The sequence below is a fragment of the Rhizobium sp. No.120 genome, assembly GCF_054558365.1.
This window is the reverse complement of record NZ_BAAJNQ010000001.1, coordinates 337904-361180: the sequence shown is the minus strand read 5'-3', so window position 1 is coordinate 361180 and position 23277 is coordinate 337904. Positions and strand designations below refer to the sequence as shown.

Sequence of the window (23277 nt, the reverse complement as noted above, 5' to 3'; positions counted from 1 at the left end):
GCCCGCTCCAAGCAGCCAAGGGCATTTTAATAAAAAACTGCCATAATCTGATCTAATGCGCCCTCGGCGCCAGACAAGAGCGTGGCTTTTTGCTGACGCAGCAAACTCTCCCCTTCCCTCCGTCGCTAACATTTTGCAAGGTAACGAGTCGGAGGAAGAAAAAGGGGAACTGAATGTATGAATATGCCGTAGCGTGGGAATGGCTGGCCTTTGCCGCCCGCTGGTTCCACGTCATAACCGCCATTGCCTGGATCGGTTCGTCTTTCTACTTCATCGCGCTCGATCTCGGGCTGGTGAAGCGCCCGCATCTTCCCCCTGGCGCCTATGGCGAGGAATGGCAGGTTCACGGTGGCGGATTCTATCACATCCAGAAATATCTCGTCGCTCCCGCACAGATGCCGGAGCACCTGACCTGGTTCAAATATGAGAGCTATTTCACCTGGCTATCCGGCTTCCTGATGCTGTGCATCGTCTATTACGGCGGCGCCAACCTCTTCCTGATTGACCGGCACGTGCTCGATGTCAGCGTTCCCGTCGCGATCCTGATTTCGCTCGCCTCGCTCGCCATCGGCTGGATCATCTATGACCTGCTCTGCAAGTCGCCGCTGGGCAACAACACCTGGGGGCTGATGATCGTCCTTTATGCCGTCCTGGTCTTCATGGCCTGGGGCTATACACATCTCTTCACCGGCCGCGCCGCCTTCCTGCATCTCGGCGCCTTCACCGCGACGATCATGTCGGCCAACGTCTTCATGATCATTATTCCCAACCAGAAGATCGTCGTCGCTGACCTCATCGCCGGCCGCACGCCGGACCCGAAATATGGCCGCATCGCCAAGCAGCGCTCACTCCACAACAACTACCTGACGCTGCCCGTCATCTTCTTCATGCTGTCGAACCACTATCCGCTGGCGTTCGGCACGGAGTTCAACTGGATTATCGCAGCCCTGGTGTTCCTGATGGGCGTCACCATCCGTCACTGGTTCAACACGACGCACGCGCGCAAAGGCCGCCCGACCTGGACCTGGATCGTCACGGTCGTCCTCTTCATCGTCATCATGTGGCTTTCGACCGTTCCGAAGGTGTTGACTGGCGAAAAGGAAGCCAATGCGATCGCCCCCGCCTCCCAGCAGTTCGCCTCCGACGCCCATTTCCCGGCGGTCAAGCAAATGGTTTCTGCGCGCTGTTCCATGTGTCATGCGGCCGAACCCGTCTATGAGGGAATTGTTCGCCCGCCGAAGGGGGTAACGCTGGAAAATGACGCGGAAATCGCTATGCATGCCCGGGAGATCTATATCCAGGCAGGTCGTAGCCATGCCATGCCGCCCGGTAACGTCACCGATGTCACGCCGGAGGAACGCAAGCTGCTGGTTGCCTGGTTCGAAAGCTCCATCGGAGAAAAGAGCCAATGACTACCCTTCTGCGCGGCCGCCTGCTTTCTTTCAAGCGCCTGCCGCAAAGCCTCGATGATACCGACAGCTACGCTTATGAAAGCGATGGCGGCCTGCTGATCGAAAACGGCTTGATCGTCGCGACAGGCGCCTATGCCGATATCAAGGCACAGGCCCCGAAAGGTGTCGCCGAAATCGACCATCGGCCGCATCTGATCCTGCCCGGGTTCATCGACATGCACCTGCATTTCCCGCAGATGCAGGTGATCGCCTCCTACGCCGCCAACCTTCTGGAATGGCTGAACACCTATACATTCCCCGAGGAATGCCGCTTCGTCGAAAGCGCACATGCGGAGCGGATTGCCAGGCATTTCTATGACGAGATGATCCGCCACGGCACGACGACGGCCGTCGCCTACTGCTCGGTGCACAAGACCTCCGCCGATGCCTATTTTGCCGAAGCCCTGCGCCGCAACATGCGCATGGTCGGCGGCAAGGTGATGATGGACCGCCATGCCCCGCAAGGCCTGCTCGATACGCCCGAAATGGGCTACGATGAGACCCGGCAGGTGATATCTGACTGGCACGGCAAGGGCCGCAACCATGTCGCGATCACCCCGCGCTTCGCCATCACCTCTACGCCGGCGCAGATGGAGGCAACGGCCGCGCTTGCCCGCGAATTTCCGGATCTGCATATCCAGACGCATCTTTCCGAGAATCACGACGAGATCGCCTTTACCTGCGAGCTCTACCCGGAGGCGATCGACTATACCGATATCTATGCCCGCTACGGACTGCTTGGCCCCAAGAGCCTGTTCGGCCATGCGATCCATCTGTCCGAACGCGAATCCGATGCGATGAGCGAAGCCGGCGCGGTCGCCGTGCATTGCCCGACCTCGAACCTCTTCCTCGGCTCCGGCCTCTTCCCGCTGAAGGCACTCGCCCGTCGCGAGAAGCCCGTTCGCATCGGCGTCGCCACCGATATCGGCGGCGGCTCCAGCTATTCCATGCTGCGCACGATGGACGAGGCCTACAAGATCCAGCAGTTGCTCGGCGAGCGACTGAACCCGCTGGAAAGCTATTATTACATGACTCGCGGCAATGCCGAGTCCCTCTCCCTCGTCGACAAGATCGGCACGCTCGATGCCGGCACCGAAGCCGACCTGATCGTCCTCAACGCCGCCGCGACGCCGGCCATGGCGCTGAAGATGGAGGTCACGAAGAGCCTCACCGAAGAGCTATTCCTGCTTCAGACTATGGGCGACGACCGTGCGGTTGTCGAAACCTATGTTGCCGGAAAGCCGATGAAATCCATCCTGCAATGAGGCAATCCCAACCCACCTCCATGTAACCATCCAGAGAGCATAGAGCCATGACCGCGCCGCTGACCATCGCCGAATTGAAAACGCTAGCGCAGCGGCGCGTGCCGAAAATGTTCTTCCAATATGCCGATTCCGGATCGTGGACGGAGTCGACCTATCGGGCGAACGAGGCGGATTTCGCCAGGATCAAGCTGCGTCAGCGCGTGCTCGTCGACATGTCCGACCGGTCTCTGGCGACGACGATGGTCGGCCAGAAGGCTTCCATGCCGGTGGCGCTGGCGCCGACGGGGATGACCGGTATGCAGCATGCCGACGGCGAAATGCTGGCGGCGAGGGCAGCGGAAGAGTTCGGCATCCCCTTCACGCTCTCGACCATGAGCATCTGCTCGATCGAGGATATCGCTTCGGTGACGAAGCAGCCCTTCTGGTTCCAGCTCTACGTAATGAAGGACCGCGATTTCGTCTTGAACCTGATCCATCGCGCCAAGGCGGCAAAATGCTCGGCGCTGGTGCTGACAGCCGACCTGCAGATCCTCGGCCAGCGCCATAACGACATCCGCAACGGACTATCCGCGCCACCGAAAATGACGGCGAAGAACATTTGGCAGATGGCGATGCGGCCAGGCTGGTGCATGGAAATGCTGAAGACGCAGCGCCGCTCCTTCGGCAACATCGTCGGCCATGCCAAGGATATTTCCGACATGACGACGCTGTCTCACTGGACGCATTCGCAGTTCGACCCCAAGCTCTCCTGGAGCGACGTCGCCTGGATCAAGGAACAATGGGGCGGCCCGCTGATCATCAAGGGCATTCTTGACGTCGAGGATGCGAAGGCGGCCGTCGATGTCGGTGCCGACGCCATCATCGTCTCAAATCACGGCGGCCGGCAGCTCGACGGCGCCCATTCCTCCATCAGCATGCTGCCGCGGATCGTTGATGCCGTCGGCGACAGGATCGAAGTACATATGGACGGCGGCATCCGCTCCGGCCAGGACGTGCTGAAAGCCGTGGCGCTCGGCGCCACAGGCACCTTCATCGGTCGCCCCTTCCTCTATGGCCTCGGCGCCATGGGCAAGGAAGGGGTGACGCTCGCGCTCGAAATCATCCGCAAGGAGCTGGATATTTCCATGGCGCTCTGCGGCAAGCGGGATATCAGGACGGTGGATCGGTCGATTCTGGCTGATTTCTAGCGTAGCCAGCCTGTCGCCAGCCCGCTCGCCCACTCCTCGCGGCCATTTTGCGCTGCAAGTTTCGCCATTTCCATATGGTCGTAGGCGACCTGCCGGAAGACCGGCAGCCAATGATCACCAGCCTTTTCCAAAATGGCATAGGAGGCAAAGGGATGGCCGGTTTCTACTTTGTGATAATAGGGCAGATCGTCGTCATAGGCAGGGCAGCCGACGCTGCCGGGATTGACGATCAGGCGCCCGTCGGAAAGTCTGACGACACGCGGAATATGGCTATGCCCGCCCAGGATCAGCGGAAAATCGATGCCAGCGGCCAGCGCCTCTATTTCTTCCAGAGGCTTCAGGTAGACTTGGCCTTCCGGCGAAACGGATTCCAGCCAATAGACATTATCATCAGCCGGGGTCGCATGGCAAAGATAGGCCTCATCCAGATAAACTGTACTGGTGGGCAAGGCGCGCAGCCATTCGAGATGGCGTTCCGTCAGTTCGGAATACGCGGCCCGATCTGAAGCGTGCATCGCCTCGGGCGCCAGTTCGATCAGATAGCGATCGTGATTGCCGCGCACCGTCGGCGCATTCAGTTCCAGCAGCATATCCGCCGTCTTGCTTGCCGTAAGCGGCCCACTGAAGCAATCGCCGAGATTGACGATGTCGGTGATGCCCTGCCTGCGGATATCGGCAAGCACCGCCTCAAGCGCGAGGTGATTACCGTGGATGTCTGCGACGGCAGCGAAGCACATGTCTCAGCTCCCGCGATAGGTGGAATAGCCGTAGGGCGAGATCAGCAGCGGCACATGATAATGCGCCGTCGTATCGGCGATGCCGAAGCGGATGGGTACGAGATCAAGGAAAGCCGGCTCCGGCAACGTGGCGCCAGCGGCACGCAGATAGTCTCCGGCGCGAAACAGCAGTTCGTAGGTGCCTGCAACGAAGCTGTCGCCGATCAGGATTGGACCACCATCCACGCGTCCGTCGGCATTGGTCGTTACCGTCTTCACATGCCTGCGGGCATCGCCCTCGATCCTGAAGAGATCGATCACCAAGCCTTCGGCAGGCTTGCCGAGAGCGGTATCGAGCACATGGGTGGTCAGTCCGGTCATAGCGTCGGTGCTCCGATGATGAAAGGCGTGTCGAAGAAGTACTCTTCCAAATTGTTTCCAGGCCCATCGCGATCCACGATAAGGAAATCGCTCGGCTCGTCGAGTGCCATCAAAGGATAATGCCAGACGTTGACCCGGTAATTCACGCCCTGATTGCCGCGTGCCAGGAAAACTTGCGGCCGGCCGGGTTTGCCACTCTCATCTTCTGCCACGACGACGAGGAACGGACGGCCGTTCAGCGGCACGAAACATTGGCTGCCGAACGGATGGCGCTCCATCATGTCGATCGAGAAGGGAAAGGCACGCGGTTGACCACGAAAAAGGCTCAGGATAACCCGCGCGCCCTCGCCGATGGCCTCGGCGCTGGATAAAGCATGGAAGCGCTCTGTTGTGCCGCCATTGATATACCGCATGGTCGCCGGATCGGCCTCGATGACATCGCCGAACGGTGCGAATGCGGCCTTTGTCAAAGGATTGATATCGAGATGCTGTGTCATTGAGTGATTATTCGCCTTCCGCTCGCCAGTGGCGAACGGAGTCCAGTTGCAGGAGCAACTCCGGAAGAGATGTATGAGCGATATCCCACAGGATCGTCGGCTCGATGTCGAAGTACCCTTGTGTGATCCGATTCCAGAAGTCGCCCATCACATGCCAAGGCAGTTCGGGATGGTCAACGACAAACTCCGGATAGTCCTCGGCAATGCGCGCGGCAACCTCGCCGAGCAGCAGAAGATTCATGCCGACAGCGCGCTGTTTCTCGACATTCGTGGAGAATGCCGCTTGATCGGTTTCCCGGAGGAAATGGCCGGTTTCGGATGCAGCCTGCTGCATGCGTTCGAGGTAGGTAATCAGGCGATCCAGGCTCATACCGGCTTCCTTTCGCCGGCGATGCCCGATGTCTTCATGAAGACGCGCCCTTTGGCGGCGCCGCTCATCTGTCCGCTTCTATCTCTGTCCAATGCTTTCCATGGCCCCATCGCTTAGTATCCTGCTAAGCGGATACTAAGCCGTGAGTAGACCGAAAAACAGCGCGCGCATCAATGGGAAATTAGCCCAGAGACATGATCAGGAAGGATCGCGGTCCTGAGACCAAGCGTCAAGCTTCAGGCAGCATGGATTGCAGACGCAGCAGGGCGATCTTTTCGACCTGCGCCGCCGCCGTCGCAAACTCGGCATCCCTGCCATTGTTTATCCGCGTCTCGAAGGCGGCAAGTATATCGTCCTTGCCGAGCCCCTTGACCGCAATGATGAAGGGGAAGCCGAATTTCGTCACATAGGCGGCATTGAGTTCGGTAAACCGGGCGTGCTCCTCGGGACTCAGTCGATCGAGCCCTGCGCCGGCCTGCTCCTTGCGGCTATCCTCGGTTAGCTGGCCGGCAATCGCCAGCCGGCCGGCGAGATCCGGATGTGCCCGCAGCACGCCAAGTCGCTCCGCCTCGCTGGCAGCGCGGAAGACCCGCACCAGCGCGGCATGCACGCCGCCGGAGGTCAATGGCTCGGCAATGGCACCCTGATCGTAGGCACGCTCGGCAACGAAAGGCGAATGCTCGAAGACACCGCCGAAGCGGCCGACAAAATCGTCCCGCGAGATCATATCAGCGCGTGCCCCCGGGAAGGTGATTTTCATACCAGTGGTTAGCGATCTCGATGCGCTTGGGGATCCAGACCTTGTCGTGCTTCTGCACATATTCGATGAACCGCCGCAACGCGGCGGCGCGGCCAGGGCGGCCGACCAGACGGCAATGCAGACCGACAGACATCATCTTCGGGCTGCCATGCTTGCCCTCTTCATAGAGCGTGTCGAAGGCATCCTTCAGATAGGTGAAGAACTGATCGCCGGAATTGAAGCCCTGCGGCGTCGCAAAGCGCATGTCGTTGGTCTCAAGCGTATAGGGGATGATCAGGAACGGCTTGCCGTTCAAACCGTCGATCCAAAAAGGCAGATCGTCGGCATAAGAATCGGAGGAATAGAGGAAGCCGCCCTCCTCCATGACGAGCCGCAGCGTATTGTCGGACGGCTTGCCCTGATACATGCCGTAGGGTCGCTCGCCGGTGAGCTCGGCGTGCAGCCGCACGGCTTCGAGAATGTGCTTGCGCTCCAGATCCTCGGAGAAATCCTTGTATTCCAGCCAGCGATAGCCGTGGCTCGCAATCTCCCAGCCAGCTTCCTTCATGGCGGCAACGGCTTCCGGATTGCGCGCCATGGCAAGCGTCACCCCATAGACGGTCGCCTGAACCTTGAGCTCGGTGAACATGCGCCACAGCCGCCAGAAGCCGGCGCGCGAACCATATTCATAGATCGATTCCATGTTGAGATTGCGCTGATTCGGCCAGGAAGCTGCGCCGACGATCTCGGAGAGCAGGTTTTCCGATCCCGGATCACCGTCGAGAATGCAGCTTTCCCCGCCCTCCTCATAGTTGATCACGAACTGCACCGCGATGCGGGCGTCACCCGGCCATTTCGGATCCGGTGTGTTGCGGCCGTAGCCGATGAGATTACGGGGATAGATTTCCGACATTGAAGCACCTTCTCTGATCGCGGAACGGTAGCATCCATGCCACGAAAGTCGAGACGAAAAGTGGGAAAATCACTTTCGCTTCAATGCGAGGTATTGGCGTGAACGCCATCCGCCAATCTAGGCGATCTTGCGGGCGCTGACCTTTCCCATCGGATGCAGCGAGTGTACCCGGAAGGGACCGCCAGCGCCTTCTTCCATCATGAGCGCAATGTTGGAAACGGGGATAGGCGCAGCCAGGGCAGGCTCGAAGAAATCGCGCAGCGCACGCTCGATGCGCGCCATATCGGCAGGGCTCACGGTGCCCGTCAGCATCATCTGGAAGCGGAACTCGTCCATGACATGCGGATGCCCCCAGCGATGCAGATTGGCGAACTGGGTCGCAGAAAGCCCATCCGGATCGATCCGTTCGATCTCGGCTTCGCTCAAAGGAGCCCGATACTGATCGAAGGTCTGCACCAGCGATGCTGCGAGGAAATGCATCTGCTGGCTTGGTGCGGCGGGAACAAGGCCCAGCGCGCCGCCGAGCCGCGCGACCTCGAGCCTCGGGATTTCGAAGGGCGCCACCGTGCCGGAAAACCGCATCAGATCGCGCAGCAGCCCGGCTTCGGACATATCCTCTGCTAGCCTGAACGGCGCCTTTAGAATTCCCATGAAACCATAGCGGCGCGGAACGGCGGTATAGAAAGCTATTTCGTGAATGCCGAGCCCGCGGACTGCCGGCGGATCGACCATCTCGCCGGAATAGACGTTGCGGCCGAGCCAATTCGCCGCCACAAGCGTCAGCGGATCGCTCGCAGACGGCGTGAAGCAAATGGCATACCGCATAAAATTCCTCCAGGGCGTAACGTCAGGCAGACCGAACCGGCACCGATGGCCAAGGAGATAGGTGATTTGCGTGACAGATTGACGACCCGAAAGAGGCGTGAATTCACGTTTTATGTGATATGACTGAAATATGACTCGCTAAAGTGAAACTCTGCGGCAAGTTGAAGCGACCGGGCGCGCCCACCGCCTCACGCACCGCCACCTCCGCCAGCCTATGCGCCAACCCGAAGCTCACCTTGAAGCCACCGGTCAGGGCAATCAACGCGGGATGATCGGGATGCGCACCCACCATCGGGTCACGATCCACGGCCTTCGGACGCAGGCCTGCCCAACGCTCGACGACTTCGGCGCCAGCAAGTACCGGCGCCATGGCACGCGCCGCTGCAAGAAGATCGTCAAGCTGCTCGTCTGTCGATAAGGGATTATCAAATCGGTTCTCACTCGTGCTGCCAACTGCGACCAACCCATTCTCATGCGGAACGATGTAGAGGCCATCGCGGAAGATAACCGGCATGCCGCCGTCGACATCGGCCTTCAGCATCGCCGCCTGCCCTTTGACCGGTTGGCCGAGCGAGGCTTTGCGTCTTTCCGTCAATTCATCAAGGATCGGAAACGAGCGGTAACCGGCAGAAAGGATACAGCGCTCGAAGCGAATGTCGCCATCGCTTGAACGCGCAAGGCCCCGCTCTGGATCGAAACTCTCGACGGTAACGCCCTCGCAAAGCCGGACATATCGTGCCGTCGCCAGGAACCTCTGTAGGACCTTCAGAAACGCGCGCGGCGCGACGCGGGCCGCCAGTGTATCGTGGACAAAACCGCTTTCGCCGGCTGAAGGTTCGATCCAGCCCTCGACGGGCGCGGCATTCAGCACCTGCCAGTGAAACCGGCGCTCCCCATTGTGCCAATGCATCTCCGCATCTCGGGAATGGCCAAGCGCAATCTGCCTTAGATGCGGCTTCGGCAGCGGAATCAAGCGTCCGGCGCGGCGATAGCCAGCCGAAAGCCCGGTCTCCGCTTCCAGGGCTGCAATTTCCTCCTCCAGCGCGACAAGCGCATCGAACTGAAACTGCTTCTTGTCGGACCATTTGTCCGGCATGTGCGGCATCAGCGCGCCCAGCGGACCGCCGCTTGCCCCCTGCCCGAAACGGCCGGCTTCGACAAGCAACGTCTGGATGCCAAGACGCTCGGCATGCACGGCGGCCCATTGCCCCATGATCCCGCCACCCACGATCAGCAGGTCGACGGACGATTGACCGGCAGGTCTTGGAGGATTATCGGCTCTTTCCATGACAGATCCAGTTTCCGATCGGACCAAGGCGTCCGAAACCAATGCGGCAAGCCCGGAGCTCGAATGGCGCGACGGCGATATGCCCTATTCGGCCGCATTTGGCGACCATTTTTATTGCCAGACCGACGGCAGGCTGGAATGCGGCCATGTCTTCCTGGCCGGCAATGGCCTGCCTGACCGCTGGCAGGGACGGCAGGATTTCCTTATCGGAGAACTCGGCTTCGGCACGGGCCTGAACTTCTGCGAAACCTGGCGCCAATGGCGGCAGCAGGCCATCCCCGGTTCGAACCTGCACTTCATGTCCTTCGAACTCTACCCCATGCGCACCGAAGAAATCGATCGCGCGCTGTCGCACTGGCCGGAAATCGATAGGGAGCGCCAGGCTCTTGCCGCCGCGTGGCCGGACCACCCGCAGGGTGTCGTGTCGCTGAGGCTAGATGCAAATACGCGCCTTAGCGTCGTCTGCGGCCCGGCTCTCGAAGGCGTCAGCCGCGCCGAACTGGGTTTTGATGCCTGGTATCTCGACGGTTTCGCACCCTCGCGTAATGCCGACATGTGGTCGCCGGAATTGATGCAAGCGCTTCATGACAAGACGGTTCCGAACGGCACCTTCGCCACCTATGCGGCCGCCGGTTTCGTGAGGCGAAACCTGCAGGCGGCCGGATTTATCGTAGAGCGGCGCAAGGGCTTCGCCGGCAAGCGCGAAATGCTCTGCGGCATCAAGCCCGCCTGATGCCGGGGCCGATGCCGGGCCAGGCGGCAACCATCCCGAGGGCTCAGATGAGCTCGCCAAGATGCTGGCGAACCCACTTGGCCTCTTCCGAGGCCGTCCGCCGGAAGTGCCGTTTGAAATCCCGGCTGAACTGCGCAGCACTGGCATAGCCGACCGATGCCGCCACCTCCGCAATCGTCCCACCTTGACGCGCGATCATCAACCGCGCCTCGTGGAGCCGCATCGCCTTCAGATATTGTATCGGACTGCTGCCCGTCAGGGTTTTGAAATGGACGTGGTAGGAGGGAACGCTCATTCCCACCTCACGCGCCAGCGCCACGACCGAAATCTCCGAATTGTAGGTTTCACGCAATCTGGCCAGGCTTCGCACGATCTTCCCGGAAATGCCCTGCTGCTGAAGGGCTGAGATCATCGCTCCGCCTTGCGGGCCGACGAGAACCCGGTAGTGCAGCTCGCGCATGATGCCTGCTCCCAGCACCGCAAGCTCGACGGGATCGCTGAGCGCCAGCAGCAAACGCAGCACGACATCCTCGATCACCGGCTCCATCTTGCTCGATATAAGGCTTCTCACCTTGCCGGCCGCTGGTTCGGACCGTCTCGCCCCCAGCTCCGAGGCGATCTCGGCAGCCAGAAGCATGTCGAACTCGACATAGACAGCAAGCAAAGGGCGTTCTGCGCTGGCTGACGATTCCATCCGAAACGGAACGGGCACCGACACGGCCAGATAATGCTCCTCATCGTAGAGATAGACCTCGCCTTCCAGCACGCCCTGCTTTCTGCCTTGCAGGACGAATACCGCACCGGGCTTATAGAGCACCGGGACATCATGAAGAACCGCCTCGGTCCTGAGAATCCGAACACCGGCAAGTGCGGTTGGATTGTATCCCTGGCTGGGAGCAAGAAGGCCCGCCAGCTCCACCAACTCCCGGCGCTTTGAACCCCGATCGTTCTGCTTCATAGGATTTGGCAAGACATTCATAGTTTTTGCAATCGAAGACGATGATTTTGAAGATTATCAGTCATGAGCATCGATCAATCAAGAAGAGAACATCTATCATGTCACAGAAGACCTTCTTCATCACCGGAGCGAATTCCGGCTTCGGTTTCGCAATCGCAGCCGCCGCGATCCGGAATGGCCACAAGGTTATCGGCACCATCCGCTCGGAACGGTCGCGGACGGCCCTGGCGGAGCGCTTGCCGGCAGTGCGACCCATCCTGTGCGATGTAACGGAGTTCGACCGCATAGCTGACGTCGTTCGACAGGCGGAAGAAGACAATGGACCGGTCGACGTACTGATCAACAATGCCGGCTACGGTCACGAGGGAATTCTTGAAGAGTCATCTCTCGAGGAGATGCGGCGCCAGTTCGACGTGAACGTCTTCGGCGCCGTTGCGGTCGCCAAGGCCTTCCTGCCGCGCTTCCGCGAAAGGCGTAGCGGCTTCATCGTCAACGTCACCTCCATGGGCGGCATGATCACCATGCCCGGCATCGCCTATTACTGCGGAAGCAAATTCGCGCTTCAAGGCATTTCCGAAGTCATGCGAGCGGAGATGGCCCCATTCGGCGTTCGGGTCACCGCCCTCTGCCCTGGCTCCTTTCGGACAGACTGGGCCGGGCGCTCTATGGTCCGTACCGAACGATCAATCGCGGATTATGACGCATTGTTCGATCCGATCCGCCAGGCGCGGCAATCCAAAAGTGGCAAGCAGCTCGGCGACCCAGACAAGCTCGCCACAGCCGTCCTGGACCTGATCGAATCCGACGCCCCTCCGCCACAGCTCCTGCTCGGCAGCGATGCCCTTGCACTTGTGTCGGATAGGATCGAGCGCCTCAAACAGGAGATCGAAGCCTGGAAAGCCGTTACCGTTTCCACCGATGGCTGATGGCCGCGACGGTTACGCTGGCGGGAAGACGGCATCCAGCCATGCGTCCAGTCTAGAGATGAACCCTAGTTCTTGGACCGATCGGCCCCGAGAGCAGTATCGCCCAAATAGCGCTGGATCTTCGTCTCGAGAAGTTCGGGGCTGATCGGCTTGGACATGCAATCGTCCATGCCCGACTGCATGCACATGATGCGATCGACATCCAGTGCCTGCGCAGTCACCCCGACGATGGGCACATGCCATCCATGCCCGGCCTGTGTCTCGAGCTGCCGGATCATGCGGGTTGCCTGATGACCATTCATGACCGGCATGGACACATCCATGAGGATTAGCGACGGCCGCAGCTGACGCCATGCGTCCACGGCAGCCTGGCCGTTCTCCACGACGAGAAACCGCAGCCCGGTCGCCTGCAGGATCTGCGTGAAGACGATCTGGTTCACCTCGTTGTCCTCCGCCACGAGGACGTCGATCGCATTGCTTGATTTGGCCGAGGTCATCCGATCGGTGGCCTCGATCGCGGCAGCGGCTTCCGCCTCCAGTGGCAATCGACGTTCAACGGGAGCCAATCGCTCGCCCAATTTCTTCCGCTGCGACGCGCGCACGACATCGATGATCGTGTTGCGCAGCACATTGGCCCGCACAGGCTTCATCAGATGCGCTTGGCCGTTGACGGCAGCAAATTCCTTGTCGTAACCGGCAACACCCACCGACGTTAGGAACACGATCGGCAGCGTGTCGAAACGCCGATCGGCGCGCAACGCGCTCGCGATCTGATAGCCATTCATGCCGGGCATGCTGTAGTCGACGATAACAGCATCGACCGACACGCCCATATCGAAGGCAGCATCCAGAATGGCGAGCGCGGTCCTGCCATCCTCGGCGGCATACCCGTCGAAGCCCCATTGCGCCAACTGTTCGGTCAAGATGCGCCGATGGATCGCGTCGTCTTCCACGATCAGGACGCGGGCATCTCTCACATTGGCCGGCAGCTCGGCGACTTTGCCGCGCGCGGCAACCAGCGGCGCAGGAAGAAGGACCGTGAAGACGGATCCCTTGCCCCATTCGCTCTCCACCGACAGCGAGCCGCCGAAAAGATCGACGAGACCGGCAGTAATGGCGAGACCAAGCCCCGAGCCCTCGAGCCGCCGCGCAAAGGACGAATCCGCCAGTGAGAATTTGTCGAAGATCGTATCGATCTTTTCTTTCGGAATGCCAATCCCGGTGTCTTCGACACGCAGCATGAGCAATATATTGTCATCCGATGCCGGCTGGCCATCGAGTTCGACCAGCACGTGACCGCGCTCGGTAAACTTGATCGCATTGCCGACGAGATTGGTCACGATCTGCCGAAAACGACCGGCATCGCCGAGGATCGCCGCCGGTACGCCGGGAGCGATGCGCACCATCAACTCGATATTCTTTTCCGATGCGGCGGCAGCCAACAAGGTCGCGATATCCTCGACGGCCTCGGCGGGATCGAATGCCATCTTGCGTAGATGCATTTCGCCGGTATCGATGCGGGAAAAATCGAGAATGTCGTTGATGATGGTCAGCAGCGCATTGCCCGACTTGACGATGATGTCGACGAAGGTCTTCTGCCGCGCATCGAGATCGGTCTTGCCAAGCAGTTCCGCCATACCGAGAACGCCATTCATCGGCGTGCGGATTTCATGGCTCATATGAGTGAGGAATTCGGATTTCGCCCGATCCGCGGCATTGCTGCGGGCTAGGAGCAGCTGCAAATCCGCCTCGCGCTCCTTCATCTCGGTAACGTCGGTCAGCACCACCGTCCAGCGGCGATGCTCGCCGAGCGCGGCTTCGAGCTGCATCCAACGATCGCCTTCAATCTGGAACACACAAGAGATCGGCTTGCCGGCGGCGACGCTTTCTCCCCAAGATGCCCGCATAGCCTCGGCGTCCTCGCCGAAGTCTCCGCGTTGCGCACAATAATCGAACGCCGCAGCCCAGTTTCTACCGACCTCGAGGAGTTCGGCCGGCAGCTTCAGCATATCCTTCAGCCGGTCGTTGGCCAGGATGATCGTACCGTCTTGAACGATCAGCAGGCCTTGGGACATGGCTTGCATGGCATCGGCCATCAGCTCACCGAGGCGTTCCAACGCCAGCCGGGCCTCGGTGATCTCACGGAATTGCTGCTTGACGGCCGAGATGTCCGTGTAGGACATCAGCGTCCGCCCGTTGGCAATGCGGCGGGCATCGATGATGACGGATTTGCCGTCGGTAAAATTCACTTCCGTCTGCAGATGCTCGCCCGCCTTGCGCAGTGCCGCCAGGCGTGCCTGATAGATGTCGTCTATGCTGCGGCCGTCGGTGTCGAAGCGCGCCAGATCATAATGTTTGGCGATGAGGTCTCGATAGGGGCGGCCCTCGAAGCGCTCATCTTTCGAGAATTCGAAAATGTCATAGAAGGCGTGGTTCACATATTCGACAATGTAGTCGCTGTCGTAGATCAAGACACCGATCGGCATCGAGCGAAGAATATTGTCGAGATCCTGATGCAATCCCTTGGCAGGCGCTTCCAGAAACACACCAAAAATATAAACGCGGTCTTCCGAAGGGGAAAAACTCTCGATCTGAATGCGCGAGCGTTGACGACCCGATCCGTCGAAGCACAGCGCCACCTCTTCGGAGCCGAAGACCAGCGCACGGCGCTCCCTGTCTTCTCTGTCGGCGCTCTCGCCCGCATCGAGAAGATCGTGACTGCGATTGCCGATGAAATCGGAAATATCGCGCCCGAAAAACCGCGCATAGGCATCATTGACGGCAACGTAACGAAGCTCGCTGTTCTTGATGTAGGCGGGCCTGTCCAGACTGGCGATCCGACGGCACGCTATGTCGAGCAGTTCACCGTCCAAGGTCAAACGGAGCCTCTCTTTTCACCGCGCATGATAGTTCATGAAACGACGCTCTAACATAAATGCCTTTAACAAGGCGTTAACCATGTTTAACCATCGCGCCGACGTCGCGTTCAGGCTACGCACTGTTCTATAACGGTCATGCCTTGGTCGCAAACGACGGCGGCACATCGAGGGAAACTCTGCCAAGAATCCGTCAACGGATCATTGGGAGCGAGCGCCATGAGCGACGAAGAAAGCCTGACCTTGAACGAAGCGCACATCGCAACGACGACGGGCGAACGGCGGCGGCGGACCGGAGGGCGTGGCGCCGAACGCAGCCGCAAGCCGAGCGGCACGAAATATCTCAACCTCGTCAACAATCTCACTCACACGGAACTCCTGTCGCCCGAAGCGCTTGACGACATTCACGAGGCATCGCTGACCATCCTCGAAGAGATCGGCATGGACATCATCCTGCCGGAAGCGCGCGAGCGCATGAAGGCTGCCGGAGCGGACGTAATGCCGGGCAAGGAACGCGTCCGATTCGATCGCAACATGATCATGGAGCTGATCGCTTCGATCCCCTCGAAGTTCACGCTGCACGCCCGCAATCCCCTTAGAAACGTTGAGATCGGCGGCCGCAATCTTGTCTTCGCGCAAGTTGCCTCCGCCCCCTTCGTCGCGGACCGCGAAGGCGGCAGGAGAGCCGGCAATCAGGAGGACTTCCGCAAGCTTATCAAGCTCGCTCAATCCTTCGACGTCATCCATATGACCGGCGGCTATCCGGTCGAACCCATCGACATCCATGCCTCGGTGCGCCACCTCGACTGCCTTTCCGATATCGTCAAGCTCACCGACAAGGCCTTCCATTGCTATTCGCTCGGCAAGCAGCGCAATCTCGACGCCATCGAGATCGCCCGCATCGGCCGCGGCATCAGCATGGAGCAGATGGAGCGCGAGCCCTCGCTCTTCACCATCATCAACTCTTCCTCGCCGCTCCGTCTCGACGGGCCGATGCTGCAGGGGATCATCGAAATGTCCTCGCGCGGTCAGGTGGTGGTGGTGACGCCGTTCACGCTGGCGGGCGCCATGGCGCCGGTGACGATCGCCGGCGCGCTGGTGCAGCAGAATGCCGAAGCGCTCTGCGGCCTCGCCTTCACGCAGATGGTGCGCAAGGGCGCGCCGGTCATGTATGGCGGTTTCACCTCGAACGTCGACATGAAGACGGGCGCACCCGCCTTCGGCACGCCGGAATATATGAAGGCGGTCATCGCGGGCGGGCAGCTCGCCCGCCGCTACGGCATCCCCTACCGCACCTCCAACACGAACGCTTCCAATACGCTCGATGCGCAGGCCGCCTATGAATCGGCGCTGTCATTATGGGCACTCACCCAAGGCGGCGGCAATTTCGTGCTGCATGCGGCCGGCTGGAGCGAGGGCGGGCTAACCGCCTCCTTCGAAAAATTCATCCTCGACGTCGACATGCTGCAGATGGTCGCGGAATTCCTCAAGCCGCTTGATGTCAGCGCCGATGCTCTGGCGCTGGATGCCGTGCGCGATGTCGGCCCTGGCGGCCATTATTTCGGCACGGCCCATACACTCGCCCGCTATGAAACCGCCTTCTATTCGCCGATCCTGTCGGACTGGCGAAACAACGAGACATGGACGGAAGCCGGAAGGCCCACGACTTACGATCATGCCAATCGCGTCTATAAGGAAACGCTCGAGCGTTATGAACGACCCCCGCTCGATCCGGCAATCGAGGAGGAGCTCGACGCCTTTGTCGCGAGACGCAAGGCAGAGGGCGGCGTCCCTACGGATTTCTGATTGAATATCAAAGGCTTTACGCCTCAGATCATGAACGAAATTTAATGTCGCGAACTTCTTTTTAGCCGCGACTTCGCCCCCTTTCCTGCGCAACGTCAAACTCGGCTTCGGCTGGAAGCCTCATGTTTTTGGGAAAGGGATGTCAATGTCTGTGCTTCGCACATTAACGACGGCCGGTTTGATCGCGCTGACGCTTGGCAGCGCCGCCACCGCAACCGCCACTACCGCCAACGCGTCCGGCCGCGGCGCCTTCTTCGGCGGCCTTGCCGCCGGTGTCGTCGGCGGCGCCTTGATAGCCGGGGCTGCGCGGCCCGCCTATCCGGCTTATTATCCAGCCTATCCTGCATATCCGGCCTACTATGACGGCCCAGTCTACGAACGCGTGTATGTGCGCCCCTACCCCAGCTGCTATTGGGCATGGCGTCACGACGGCTGGGGCCGTCCATATCGCGTCGAGGTTTGCCGCTAGGATCAGCAACCGCTGACTGAGCGCATGCCCCCTTGCCAGATCTCTCACGCCGCCGGTTTTCGGCGGCATTTTTGTAAGCCTGATGAAAAGCTTTCGCCTATACCTCTTGACATTCCTCGCTTTTAAGACCAAATGCGCCTCAGCTTTCACCTTCCGGCCGCCGCGTGAGCGTGCCCTGCGGGACAATCTGTACGCAAGAGAAGGATAAAAGCGCTTTTATGAATGAGGCCGCGCCAAGCGCTGTGGCCAATGCGCTGGGAAAGCTATTTCCAACTTACAAGTTCCCACTTCACGCGGGGTTCTTGACGCCAGAGACAGACCGGACCGCATGGTGCGATCCGGCCTATTTGCTTTGGCGCCCCGAAAGGTATTGAATTGACCGATTTTCACTCGCTTGGTCTCTCCAAGCAGATCGTCGATACACTGTCGCAAAACAACTTCGCGACGCCAACGCCCATCCAGGCTCAGGCCATCCCGCTCGTTCTCCAAGGCCGTGATCTCATCGGCCTCGCCCAGACCGGCACCGGCAAAACGGCCGCTTTCGGCCTCCCGATCATCGAGATGCTGCTGAAGGAAGCCAAGCGTCCCGACAACCGCACCGTCCGCACGCTGATCCTCGCCCCGACCCGCGAGCTGGTGAACCAGATCGCAGACAATTTGAAGCTCTTCGTGCGCAAGTCGCCGCTGCGCATCAACCTCGTGGTCGGCGGCGCGTCGATCAACAAGCAGCAGCTTCAACTCGAGCGCGGCACCGATATTCTGGTCGCAACGCCCGGCCGCCTCCTCGACCTCATCAACCGCCGCGCCCTGTCGCTCGGCCATGTCACCCACCTCGTCCTCGACGAAGCCGATCAGATGCTCGATCTCGGCTTCATCCACGACTTGCGCAAGATCGCCAAGCTTGTCCCAGCCAAGCGCCAGACTCTGCTGTTCTCGGCCACCATGCCGAAGGCGATCGCCGACCTCGCTTCCGACTATCTGACCAATCCGGTCAAGGTCGAGGTCTCGCCTCCGGGCAAGGCAGCCGACAAGGTGGAGCAGTATGTCCACTTCGTTGCCGGCCAGAACCACAAGACCGAGATTCTCAAGGAAACCATCTCCGCCAATCCGGATGGTCGCGCCATCGTCTTCCTGCGCACCAAGCACGGCGCCGAGAAGCTGATGAAGCATCTCGACCACGTCGGTTTCGCCGCCGCCTCCATCCACGGCAACAAGAGCCAGGGCCAACGCGAGCGCGCCCTCAAGGGCTTCCGCGACGGCGATGTCCGCGTTCTCGTCGCAACCGACGTCGCCGCCCGCGGCATCGACATCCCCGGCGTTTCGCATGTCTATAACTTCGACCTGCCGGAAGTACCGGATGCCTATGTCCACCGCATTGGCCGCACCGCGCGCGCCGGTCGCGACGGCATCGCCATCGCCTTCTGCGCTCCTGATGAAATCCGCCTGCTGCGTGACATCGAACGCCTGATGGGTATCGAGATCGCCGTTGCCAGTGGCGAAGCCCCGGCCGATCGCGGCCGCCCCGTTCGCGGCAAGGGTCGCGGCGGTCAGAACAATGGCGGCCAGGGCAGAGGCCAGAACGGTCAGGGACGCGAGCGTGGCGAAAGCCGCCCGCAACGTCCGGCCCGCCGTCCGTTCTTCGATAAGGAAAACGGCGAGGCTCGTGGTGAGGCTGGCGAGCGGCAGGAACGCCGCCCGCGCAACGATCGTCCGCAGCGCGAAAACAATCGCAATGCCGATTTCCGTGGCCAGCGTCGCAACGAACCGACGCCTCGTCCGGAACCCGACAACGATCTCGCCTCGACCTCGGACTTCCGTCCCGCTCGCAAGCAGCACAACGGCCAGTCCAACGGCAACGGTGCCGCGCATGAGGGCGGAGCCCATCGCGGCCAGCGCCATTCCCCTGGCCGCCCCGCAGGCCGCCACAATGAAGAGCGCAGCGCTCAGGGCGAGCAGCGCAACGGAGGCAACGGCCGCATGAAGCGTCGTGGCCCCGGCAACGGCGGCCAGCGCCGCGAACGCGCTTGATAAAGTAAGGGGGCCCATTGGCCCCCTTTTTTTTGACGCCTCACCCGTCTACGCAGTGACTACCGATTTGGTCATGAGAGTAAATTCGAAACTTCGAAGCTAGCTGACATTCCATTTCGCTTGGCGGCCAATGTTTGGATGACTGTTTCCTCCCTGCAGATACTTCCCGGCATAGCTTGGAGCATGTTTGGAGGCTTGGGAGGCAGTGCATTGCAAAAGACGGCAACGCGGCCGATGTCGGCGAGCGACTGGGGGCAGCTCCTGCTTCTCGGCGCGCTGTGGGGCGGATCATTCTTCTTCGCCCGTATAGCAGTGGCAGAAATCCCGCCGCTGGCGCTGGTGCTCTATCGGGTTTCGATTGCCGCGCTTGTCCTGCATGTCTGGTTGCGCCTGCGCAATATTTCCTTTGCGCCCGCTATTGCCAGATCAGCTTCGTTCCTGGGTCTCGCTCTGCTCAACAACGTTATCCCATTTTCTCTGATATTTAGCGGCCAAACAGAGATCGGAGCAGGCCTTGCCTCGGTGCTCTACGCGACGACACCCCTGTGGACAGTCCTGGTCGCAAATCTGCTGACATCAGACGAAAAGCTTTCCGCCGGTAAGCTTGCGGGCGTGGCTTTGGGGATTGGCGGCGCTGCCACCATGATCGGCCCAGGGCTCTTCGCCAATTTGGGCGGACCGACATGGGCAAAGCTTGCGATCATCGGAGCGGCAATTTCCTATGCATTCGCGGCCGTTTTCGCGAAACGATTTCGGGATATTAAGCCCGTCGTCGTCGCGGCTGGCCAACTGACCGCCTCCACCATCTTTATGATACCGATCGTCCTTCTTCTCTATGATCCGCGCGACATCGTAAGCGCGAATATCTCGATCTGGCTGGCCATTGGCACTCTCGCAATCGTAACGACTGCCTTCGCCTTCATTCTCTATTTCAATCTCATCGCCTCTGCCGGGGCGACAAATGCCTCGCTGGTGACGCTGCTCGTGCCTGCAAGCGCGATCATCTTGAGTACAGCATTCCTTGGAGAGCGTCTGGAAACTTACGAATTCCTCGGATTGGCCCTGATCGTCTCCAGCCTGGTGGTTGTCGATGGCAGACTCTTACGATGGCGGCGACGGATCGATGCCCAGAAGAAGTCGTAGAGCCTATTCCGGCACGACTTCCGCCTGACGCCGGTTGGTGAGGTAAACACCGATCACCACAATCACCGTGCCGATGATGATCGGCAGCGTCAGCGGCTCGCCGAAGGCGATGGCCGCCTCGATGGCGACAGCCGGCGGCATCAGGTAGATCAGCGATGCCGCGCGCGATACCTGCCCGCGGCGGATGAGATAGAGCAGCAGACCGACAGCGCCCATGGACAGGCCGAAGACCGACCAGAGCATAGACAGGATCGCCGTCTGCGTGCTGTCGAAACGTAATCCCTCGAAGATGAAGGCCAGCGGCACGGTGACGATCAGCGCGCCGACATATTGCAAGGTCGCGATGGTTCTGAGATCGCCGGTCTGCAGGTGCCGCTTCTGGTAAAGCGTGCCGTAGGTCACCGAGACCATTGCCAACAAATTGACGACCAGCGGGACGGCAGATTGCCAGAGATTGGCCGTATCCGTCGCCAGAAGCTTCGGCGAGATCGCGATGGCAATACCGATGAAACCAAGCAGCAGGCCGGCCTTCTGAATCGGCCGCAGCCGCTCGCCGACGAGAAGCGGTGCGGCCATGGCAGTCATTAGCGGCTGCAGCGCCGCAATGATGCCGGAAATGCCGGCCGGCACGCCCTCGGCAATTGCCCACCAGAGACCAGCCAGATAGAGGCCGTGCAGGAAAATGCCGGAATAGATGGCGCGAAACACGCTCGTCCAGTCGCGCGGCCACCGGGCACCGACGATCGAACAGAGCAGCACGAATGCAAGCGCCGACAGGCTGTAGCGGATCATCAGGAAGGTAAAGGGACCCGCATGCAGCGAAGCATATTTGGCGACGATCCAGCCGGTGGACCAGAGAAGGACAAAAATCGCGGGCGCAAGCCTATCGAGGGACATGGGAATCGGACCGATATATGTGGCGCTTGGGAATCCGGAATCCTGGTCGACTCGGGGTGTCGCGCGGAGGGGTTGAAGGCTGATAGCCGATGGCGGCTGTGCGGTCAAAATCGATCTGCTGAAAACAGCAATCAATTTTTCTTCACATCAGGCGAACCACCGCGCCGGTTTCAGAAACCTTAACCACTACCCAAACGCTCAGTTCGCAAAAGAAGCAGATGCCCAAATTTTGATCCGAACATTGCGACTAGAGCTGGCAAGCAACACCCTTGTTGATCCTAAATGCCTGTAAATCCGGCATTTTTCGACATTCAGAAATTCGCGATGGCAACTGCGCATAGTTCTTGCATTGTAAAAACCGTTGTATTCAAATGGGTAAAAACACGGGGACCGCACCTTTGGCATTTGATGAAATGATTACTGCGGATGAAAGTCCGCGCGCGCCTTACGAGAAATACTTCGAGTGGTACTCAGGCCAGGACAGGGGCCACCTCATTGCCAAATCCCGCGATGCGGAAACCATCTTCCGAAAGACGGGTATTACCTTCGCGGTCTACGGACACGCAGACTCCTCCGAAAAGCTCATCCCCTTCGACATCATCCCCCGCATCATATCAGGCCGCGAATGGCGCAAGCTTGCCCAGGGTATCGAACAGCGGGTCATCGCCCTGAACGCCTTCCTTGACGACATCTATCACAAGCAGGAAATCATCCGCGCCGGCCGCATCCCGCGCGAACTGATCGAGAAGAACGACGCCTTCCTGCCTGAAATGATCGGCTTCCGTCCGCCGGGCGGCGTTTACACCCATATCGTCGGTACCGACATCGTCCGCACGGGCGAAGACCAGTTCTATGTGCTCGAGGACAATGCCCGCACCCCTTCCGGCGTCAGCTACATGCTGGAAAACCGCGAAACGATGATGCAGATGTTCCCCGAGCTGTTTCACCAGAACAAGGTGCAGCGCGTCGAGGACTATCCACTGCTGCTGCGCCAGAGCCTGGCATCGCTCGCGCCTCCCGGCTGCACCGGCAAGCCGCGCGTCGCCGTGCTTACACCCGGCATCTACAATTCCGCCTATTACGAGCATTCCTTCCTGGCCGACATGATGGGTGTGGAGCTGGTGGAAGGCTCCGATCTGCGTGTCATCGACGGCAAGGTGAAGATGCGCACGACGCGCGGCTATGAGGCGATCGACGTGCTCTACCGCCGCGTCGACGACGATTTCCTCGATCCACTCACCTTTCGCCCGGATTCCGCACTGGGCATTCCCGGCATCATGGATGTCTACCGCGCCGGCAATATCACCATCGCCAATGCGCCTGGCACCGGCATTTCCGACGACAAGGCGATCTATTCCTACATGCCCGAGATCGTCGAATTCTATACCGGCCGCAAGCCGATCCTCGAAAACGTGCCGACCTGGCGCTGTTCGGAGCCAAACAGCCTGCAATATGTGCTCGATAATCTCGCCGATCTCGTCGTCAAGGAAGTCCACGGCTCCGGCGGCTACGGCATGCTTGTGGGGCCGACGGCCACGAAGAAGGAGCGGGCAACCTTTGCCGAGAAGCTCAAAAGCAAGCCGAACAACTACATCGCGCAGCCGACGCTTTCGCTCTCGACGGTGCCTATCCTGGTCAACAAGGGTATTGCGCCGCGGCACGTCGATCTGCGGCCCTATGTCCTCGTCTCCGACAAGGTGCGGATCATCCCCGGCGGGCTGACCCGCGTGGCGCTGAAGGAAGGCTCGCTGGTGGTCAACTCCAGCCAGGGCGGCGGCACCAAAGACACCTGGGTTCTGGAGGACTGAT

21 protein-coding genes are annotated in these 23277 nt (G+C 60.1%); 10 read left to right on the top strand and 11 right to left on the bottom strand.

The features are described from left to right. Positions 1 to 173 precede the first annotated feature (173 nt). From puuD to ACYJRZ_RS01825, 3 genes are read left to right on the top strand one after another with little or no spacing between them, the layout of a single operon-like run. Complete coding sequence (puuD, locus tag ACYJRZ_RS01835) at positions 174 to 1412, top strand: urate hydroxylase PuuD (RefSeq protein ID WP_459455522.1); 1239 nt, start codon at positions 174 to 176, stop codon at positions 1410 to 1412. Then, positions 1409 to 2716, top strand: coding sequence for a guanine deaminase (gene guaD, locus ACYJRZ_RS01830; RefSeq protein ID WP_459455520.1), 1308 nt, complete (start codon positions 1409 to 1411; stop codon positions 2714 to 2716). Before puuD ends, guaD begins: the two co-directional genes overlap by 4 nt. Positions 2717 to 2763: 47 nt before the next feature. Beyond that, positions 2764 to 3903, top strand: coding sequence for an alpha-hydroxy acid oxidase (locus ACYJRZ_RS01825; RefSeq protein ID WP_459455518.1), 1140 nt, complete (start codon positions 2764 to 2766; stop codon positions 3901 to 3903). Here the strand turns inward: ACYJRZ_RS01825 and ACYJRZ_RS01820 are convergent. The 8 genes from ACYJRZ_RS01820 to ACYJRZ_RS01785 form a co-directional block, all read right to left on the bottom strand. Continuing rightward, the gene (locus ACYJRZ_RS01820; RefSeq protein WP_459455516.1) at positions 3900 to 4640 is read right to left on the bottom strand and encodes a metallophosphoesterase family protein; all 741 of its coding nucleotides are present in this window, start codon (positions 4638 to 4640) and stop codon (positions 3900 to 3902) included. The two genes, ACYJRZ_RS01825 and ACYJRZ_RS01820, sit on opposite strands and share 4 nt — an antisense overlap. 3 nt (positions 4641 to 4643) lie before the next feature. Continuing rightward, positions 4644 to 5000: a hydroxyisourate hydrolase gene (uraH, locus tag ACYJRZ_RS01815; RefSeq protein ID WP_459455514.1), complete on the bottom strand. Its 357-nt coding sequence runs from the start codon at positions 4998 to 5000 to the stop codon at positions 4644 to 4646. Then, positions 4997 to 5497 (bottom strand): ureidoglycolate lyase, encoded by a 501-nt coding sequence (locus ACYJRZ_RS01810; protein ID WP_459455512.1) that lies wholly within the window; start codon positions 5495 to 5497, stop codon positions 4997 to 4999. The genes uraH and ACYJRZ_RS01810 overlap by 4 nt, the downstream gene beginning before the upstream one ends. A gap of 7 nt (positions 5498 to 5504) precedes the next feature. Next, positions 5505 to 5867 (bottom strand): HepT-like ribonuclease domain-containing protein, encoded by a 363-nt coding sequence (locus ACYJRZ_RS01805; protein WP_459455510.1) that lies wholly within the window; start codon positions 5865 to 5867, stop codon positions 5505 to 5507. Positions 5868 to 6096: 229 nt separating this feature from the next. Next, positions 6097 to 6594 carry a 2-oxo-4-hydroxy-4-carboxy-5-ureidoimidazoline decarboxylase gene (gene uraD / locus ACYJRZ_RS01800; RefSeq protein WP_459455508.1) on the bottom strand — a complete coding sequence of 166 codons (498 nt, stop codon included), beginning with the start codon at positions 6592 to 6594 and terminating at the stop codon, positions 6097 to 6099. 1 nt (position 6595) lies between these two features. After that, on the bottom strand, positions 6596 to 7519 hold the full coding sequence (gene puuE / locus ACYJRZ_RS01795) for an allantoinase PuuE (RefSeq protein ID WP_459455506.1): 924 nt from the start codon (positions 7517 to 7519) through the stop codon (positions 6596 to 6598). A 117-nt stretch (positions 7520 to 7636) separates the two neighbouring features. Further along, positions 7637 to 8344 (bottom strand): DUF1045 domain-containing protein, encoded by a 708-nt coding sequence (locus tag ACYJRZ_RS01790; protein WP_459455504.1) that lies wholly within the window; start codon positions 8342 to 8344, stop codon positions 7637 to 7639. Positions 8345 to 8447: 103 nt separating this feature from the next. Further along, positions 8448 to 9632, bottom strand: a complete 1185-nt coding sequence (locus ACYJRZ_RS01785) for an NAD(P)/FAD-dependent oxidoreductase (protein WP_459455502.1) — start codon at positions 9630 to 9632, stop codon at positions 8448 to 8450. Between ACYJRZ_RS01785 and mnmD the strand changes: the two genes are divergently transcribed. Further along, positions 9631 to 10365 carry a tRNA (5-methylaminomethyl-2-thiouridine)(34)-methyltransferase MnmD gene (mnmD, locus tag ACYJRZ_RS01780; RefSeq protein WP_459455500.1) on the top strand — a complete coding sequence of 245 codons (735 nt, stop codon included), beginning with the start codon at positions 9631 to 9633 and terminating at the stop codon, positions 10363 to 10365. The genes ACYJRZ_RS01785 and mnmD overlap by 2 nt on opposite strands. Positions 10366 to 10408: 43 nt before the next feature. On the opposite strand, the gene ACYJRZ_RS01775 is transcribed toward mnmD, so the two are convergent. Then, positions 10409 to 11344, bottom strand: a complete 936-nt coding sequence (locus ACYJRZ_RS01775) for an AraC family transcriptional regulator (RefSeq protein ID WP_459455498.1) — start codon at positions 11342 to 11344, stop codon at positions 10409 to 10411. A 77-nt stretch (positions 11345 to 11421) separates the two neighbouring features. Between ACYJRZ_RS01775 and ACYJRZ_RS01770 the strand changes: the two genes are divergently transcribed. Then, a complete protein-coding gene (locus tag ACYJRZ_RS01770; RefSeq protein ID WP_459455496.1) occupies positions 11422 to 12249 on the top strand; it encodes an oxidoreductase in 828 nt (275 codons plus the stop codon). Between the two features lie 65 nt (positions 12250 to 12314). Here ACYJRZ_RS01770 and ACYJRZ_RS01765 read toward each other — a convergent pair whose 3' ends face one another. Further along, positions 12315 to 15128 (bottom strand): response regulator, encoded by a 2814-nt coding sequence (locus ACYJRZ_RS01765; RefSeq protein ID WP_459455494.1) that lies wholly within the window; start codon positions 15126 to 15128, stop codon positions 12315 to 12317. A gap of 216 nt (positions 15129 to 15344) precedes the next feature. On the opposite strand from ACYJRZ_RS01765, the gene ACYJRZ_RS01760 reads away from it, so the two are divergent. The 4 genes from ACYJRZ_RS01760 to ACYJRZ_RS01745 all read left to right on the top strand — a co-directional run bounded on the left by ACYJRZ_RS01760 (position 15345) and on the right by ACYJRZ_RS01745 (position 20571). After that, positions 15345 to 16931: a trimethylamine methyltransferase family protein gene (locus ACYJRZ_RS01760; protein WP_459455492.1), complete on the top strand. Its 1587-nt coding sequence runs from the start codon at positions 15345 to 15347 to the stop codon at positions 16929 to 16931. A 145-nt stretch (positions 16932 to 17076) separates the two neighbouring features. Further along, positions 17077 to 17400 carry a hypothetical protein gene (locus ACYJRZ_RS01755; protein WP_459455490.1) on the top strand — a complete coding sequence of 108 codons (324 nt, stop codon included), beginning with the start codon at positions 17077 to 17079 and terminating at the stop codon, positions 17398 to 17400. Positions 17401 to 17775: 375 nt separating this feature from the next. Further along, a complete protein-coding gene (locus tag ACYJRZ_RS01750; RefSeq protein WP_459455488.1) occupies positions 17776 to 19428 on the top strand; it encodes a DEAD/DEAH box helicase in 1653 nt (550 codons plus the stop codon). A 234-nt stretch (positions 19429 to 19662) separates the two neighbouring features. After that, positions 19663 to 20571, top strand: a complete 909-nt coding sequence (locus ACYJRZ_RS01745) for a DMT family transporter (RefSeq protein ID WP_459456902.1) — start codon at positions 19663 to 19665, stop codon at positions 20569 to 20571. Positions 20572 to 20574: 3 nt separating this feature from the next. Here ACYJRZ_RS01745 and ACYJRZ_RS01740 read toward each other — a convergent pair whose 3' ends face one another. Beyond that, the gene (locus ACYJRZ_RS01740; protein WP_459455486.1) at positions 20575 to 21468 is read right to left on the bottom strand and encodes a DMT family transporter; all 894 of its coding nucleotides are present in this window, start codon (positions 21466 to 21468) and stop codon (positions 20575 to 20577) included. A gap of 398 nt (positions 21469 to 21866) precedes the next feature. Between ACYJRZ_RS01740 and ACYJRZ_RS01735 the strand changes: the two genes are divergently transcribed. After that, positions 21867 to 23276 (top strand): circularly permuted type 2 ATP-grasp protein, encoded by a 1410-nt coding sequence (locus ACYJRZ_RS01735; RefSeq protein WP_459455484.1) that lies wholly within the window; start codon positions 21867 to 21869, stop codon positions 23274 to 23276. The last annotated feature ends 1 nt before the right edge of the window (position 23277 follow it).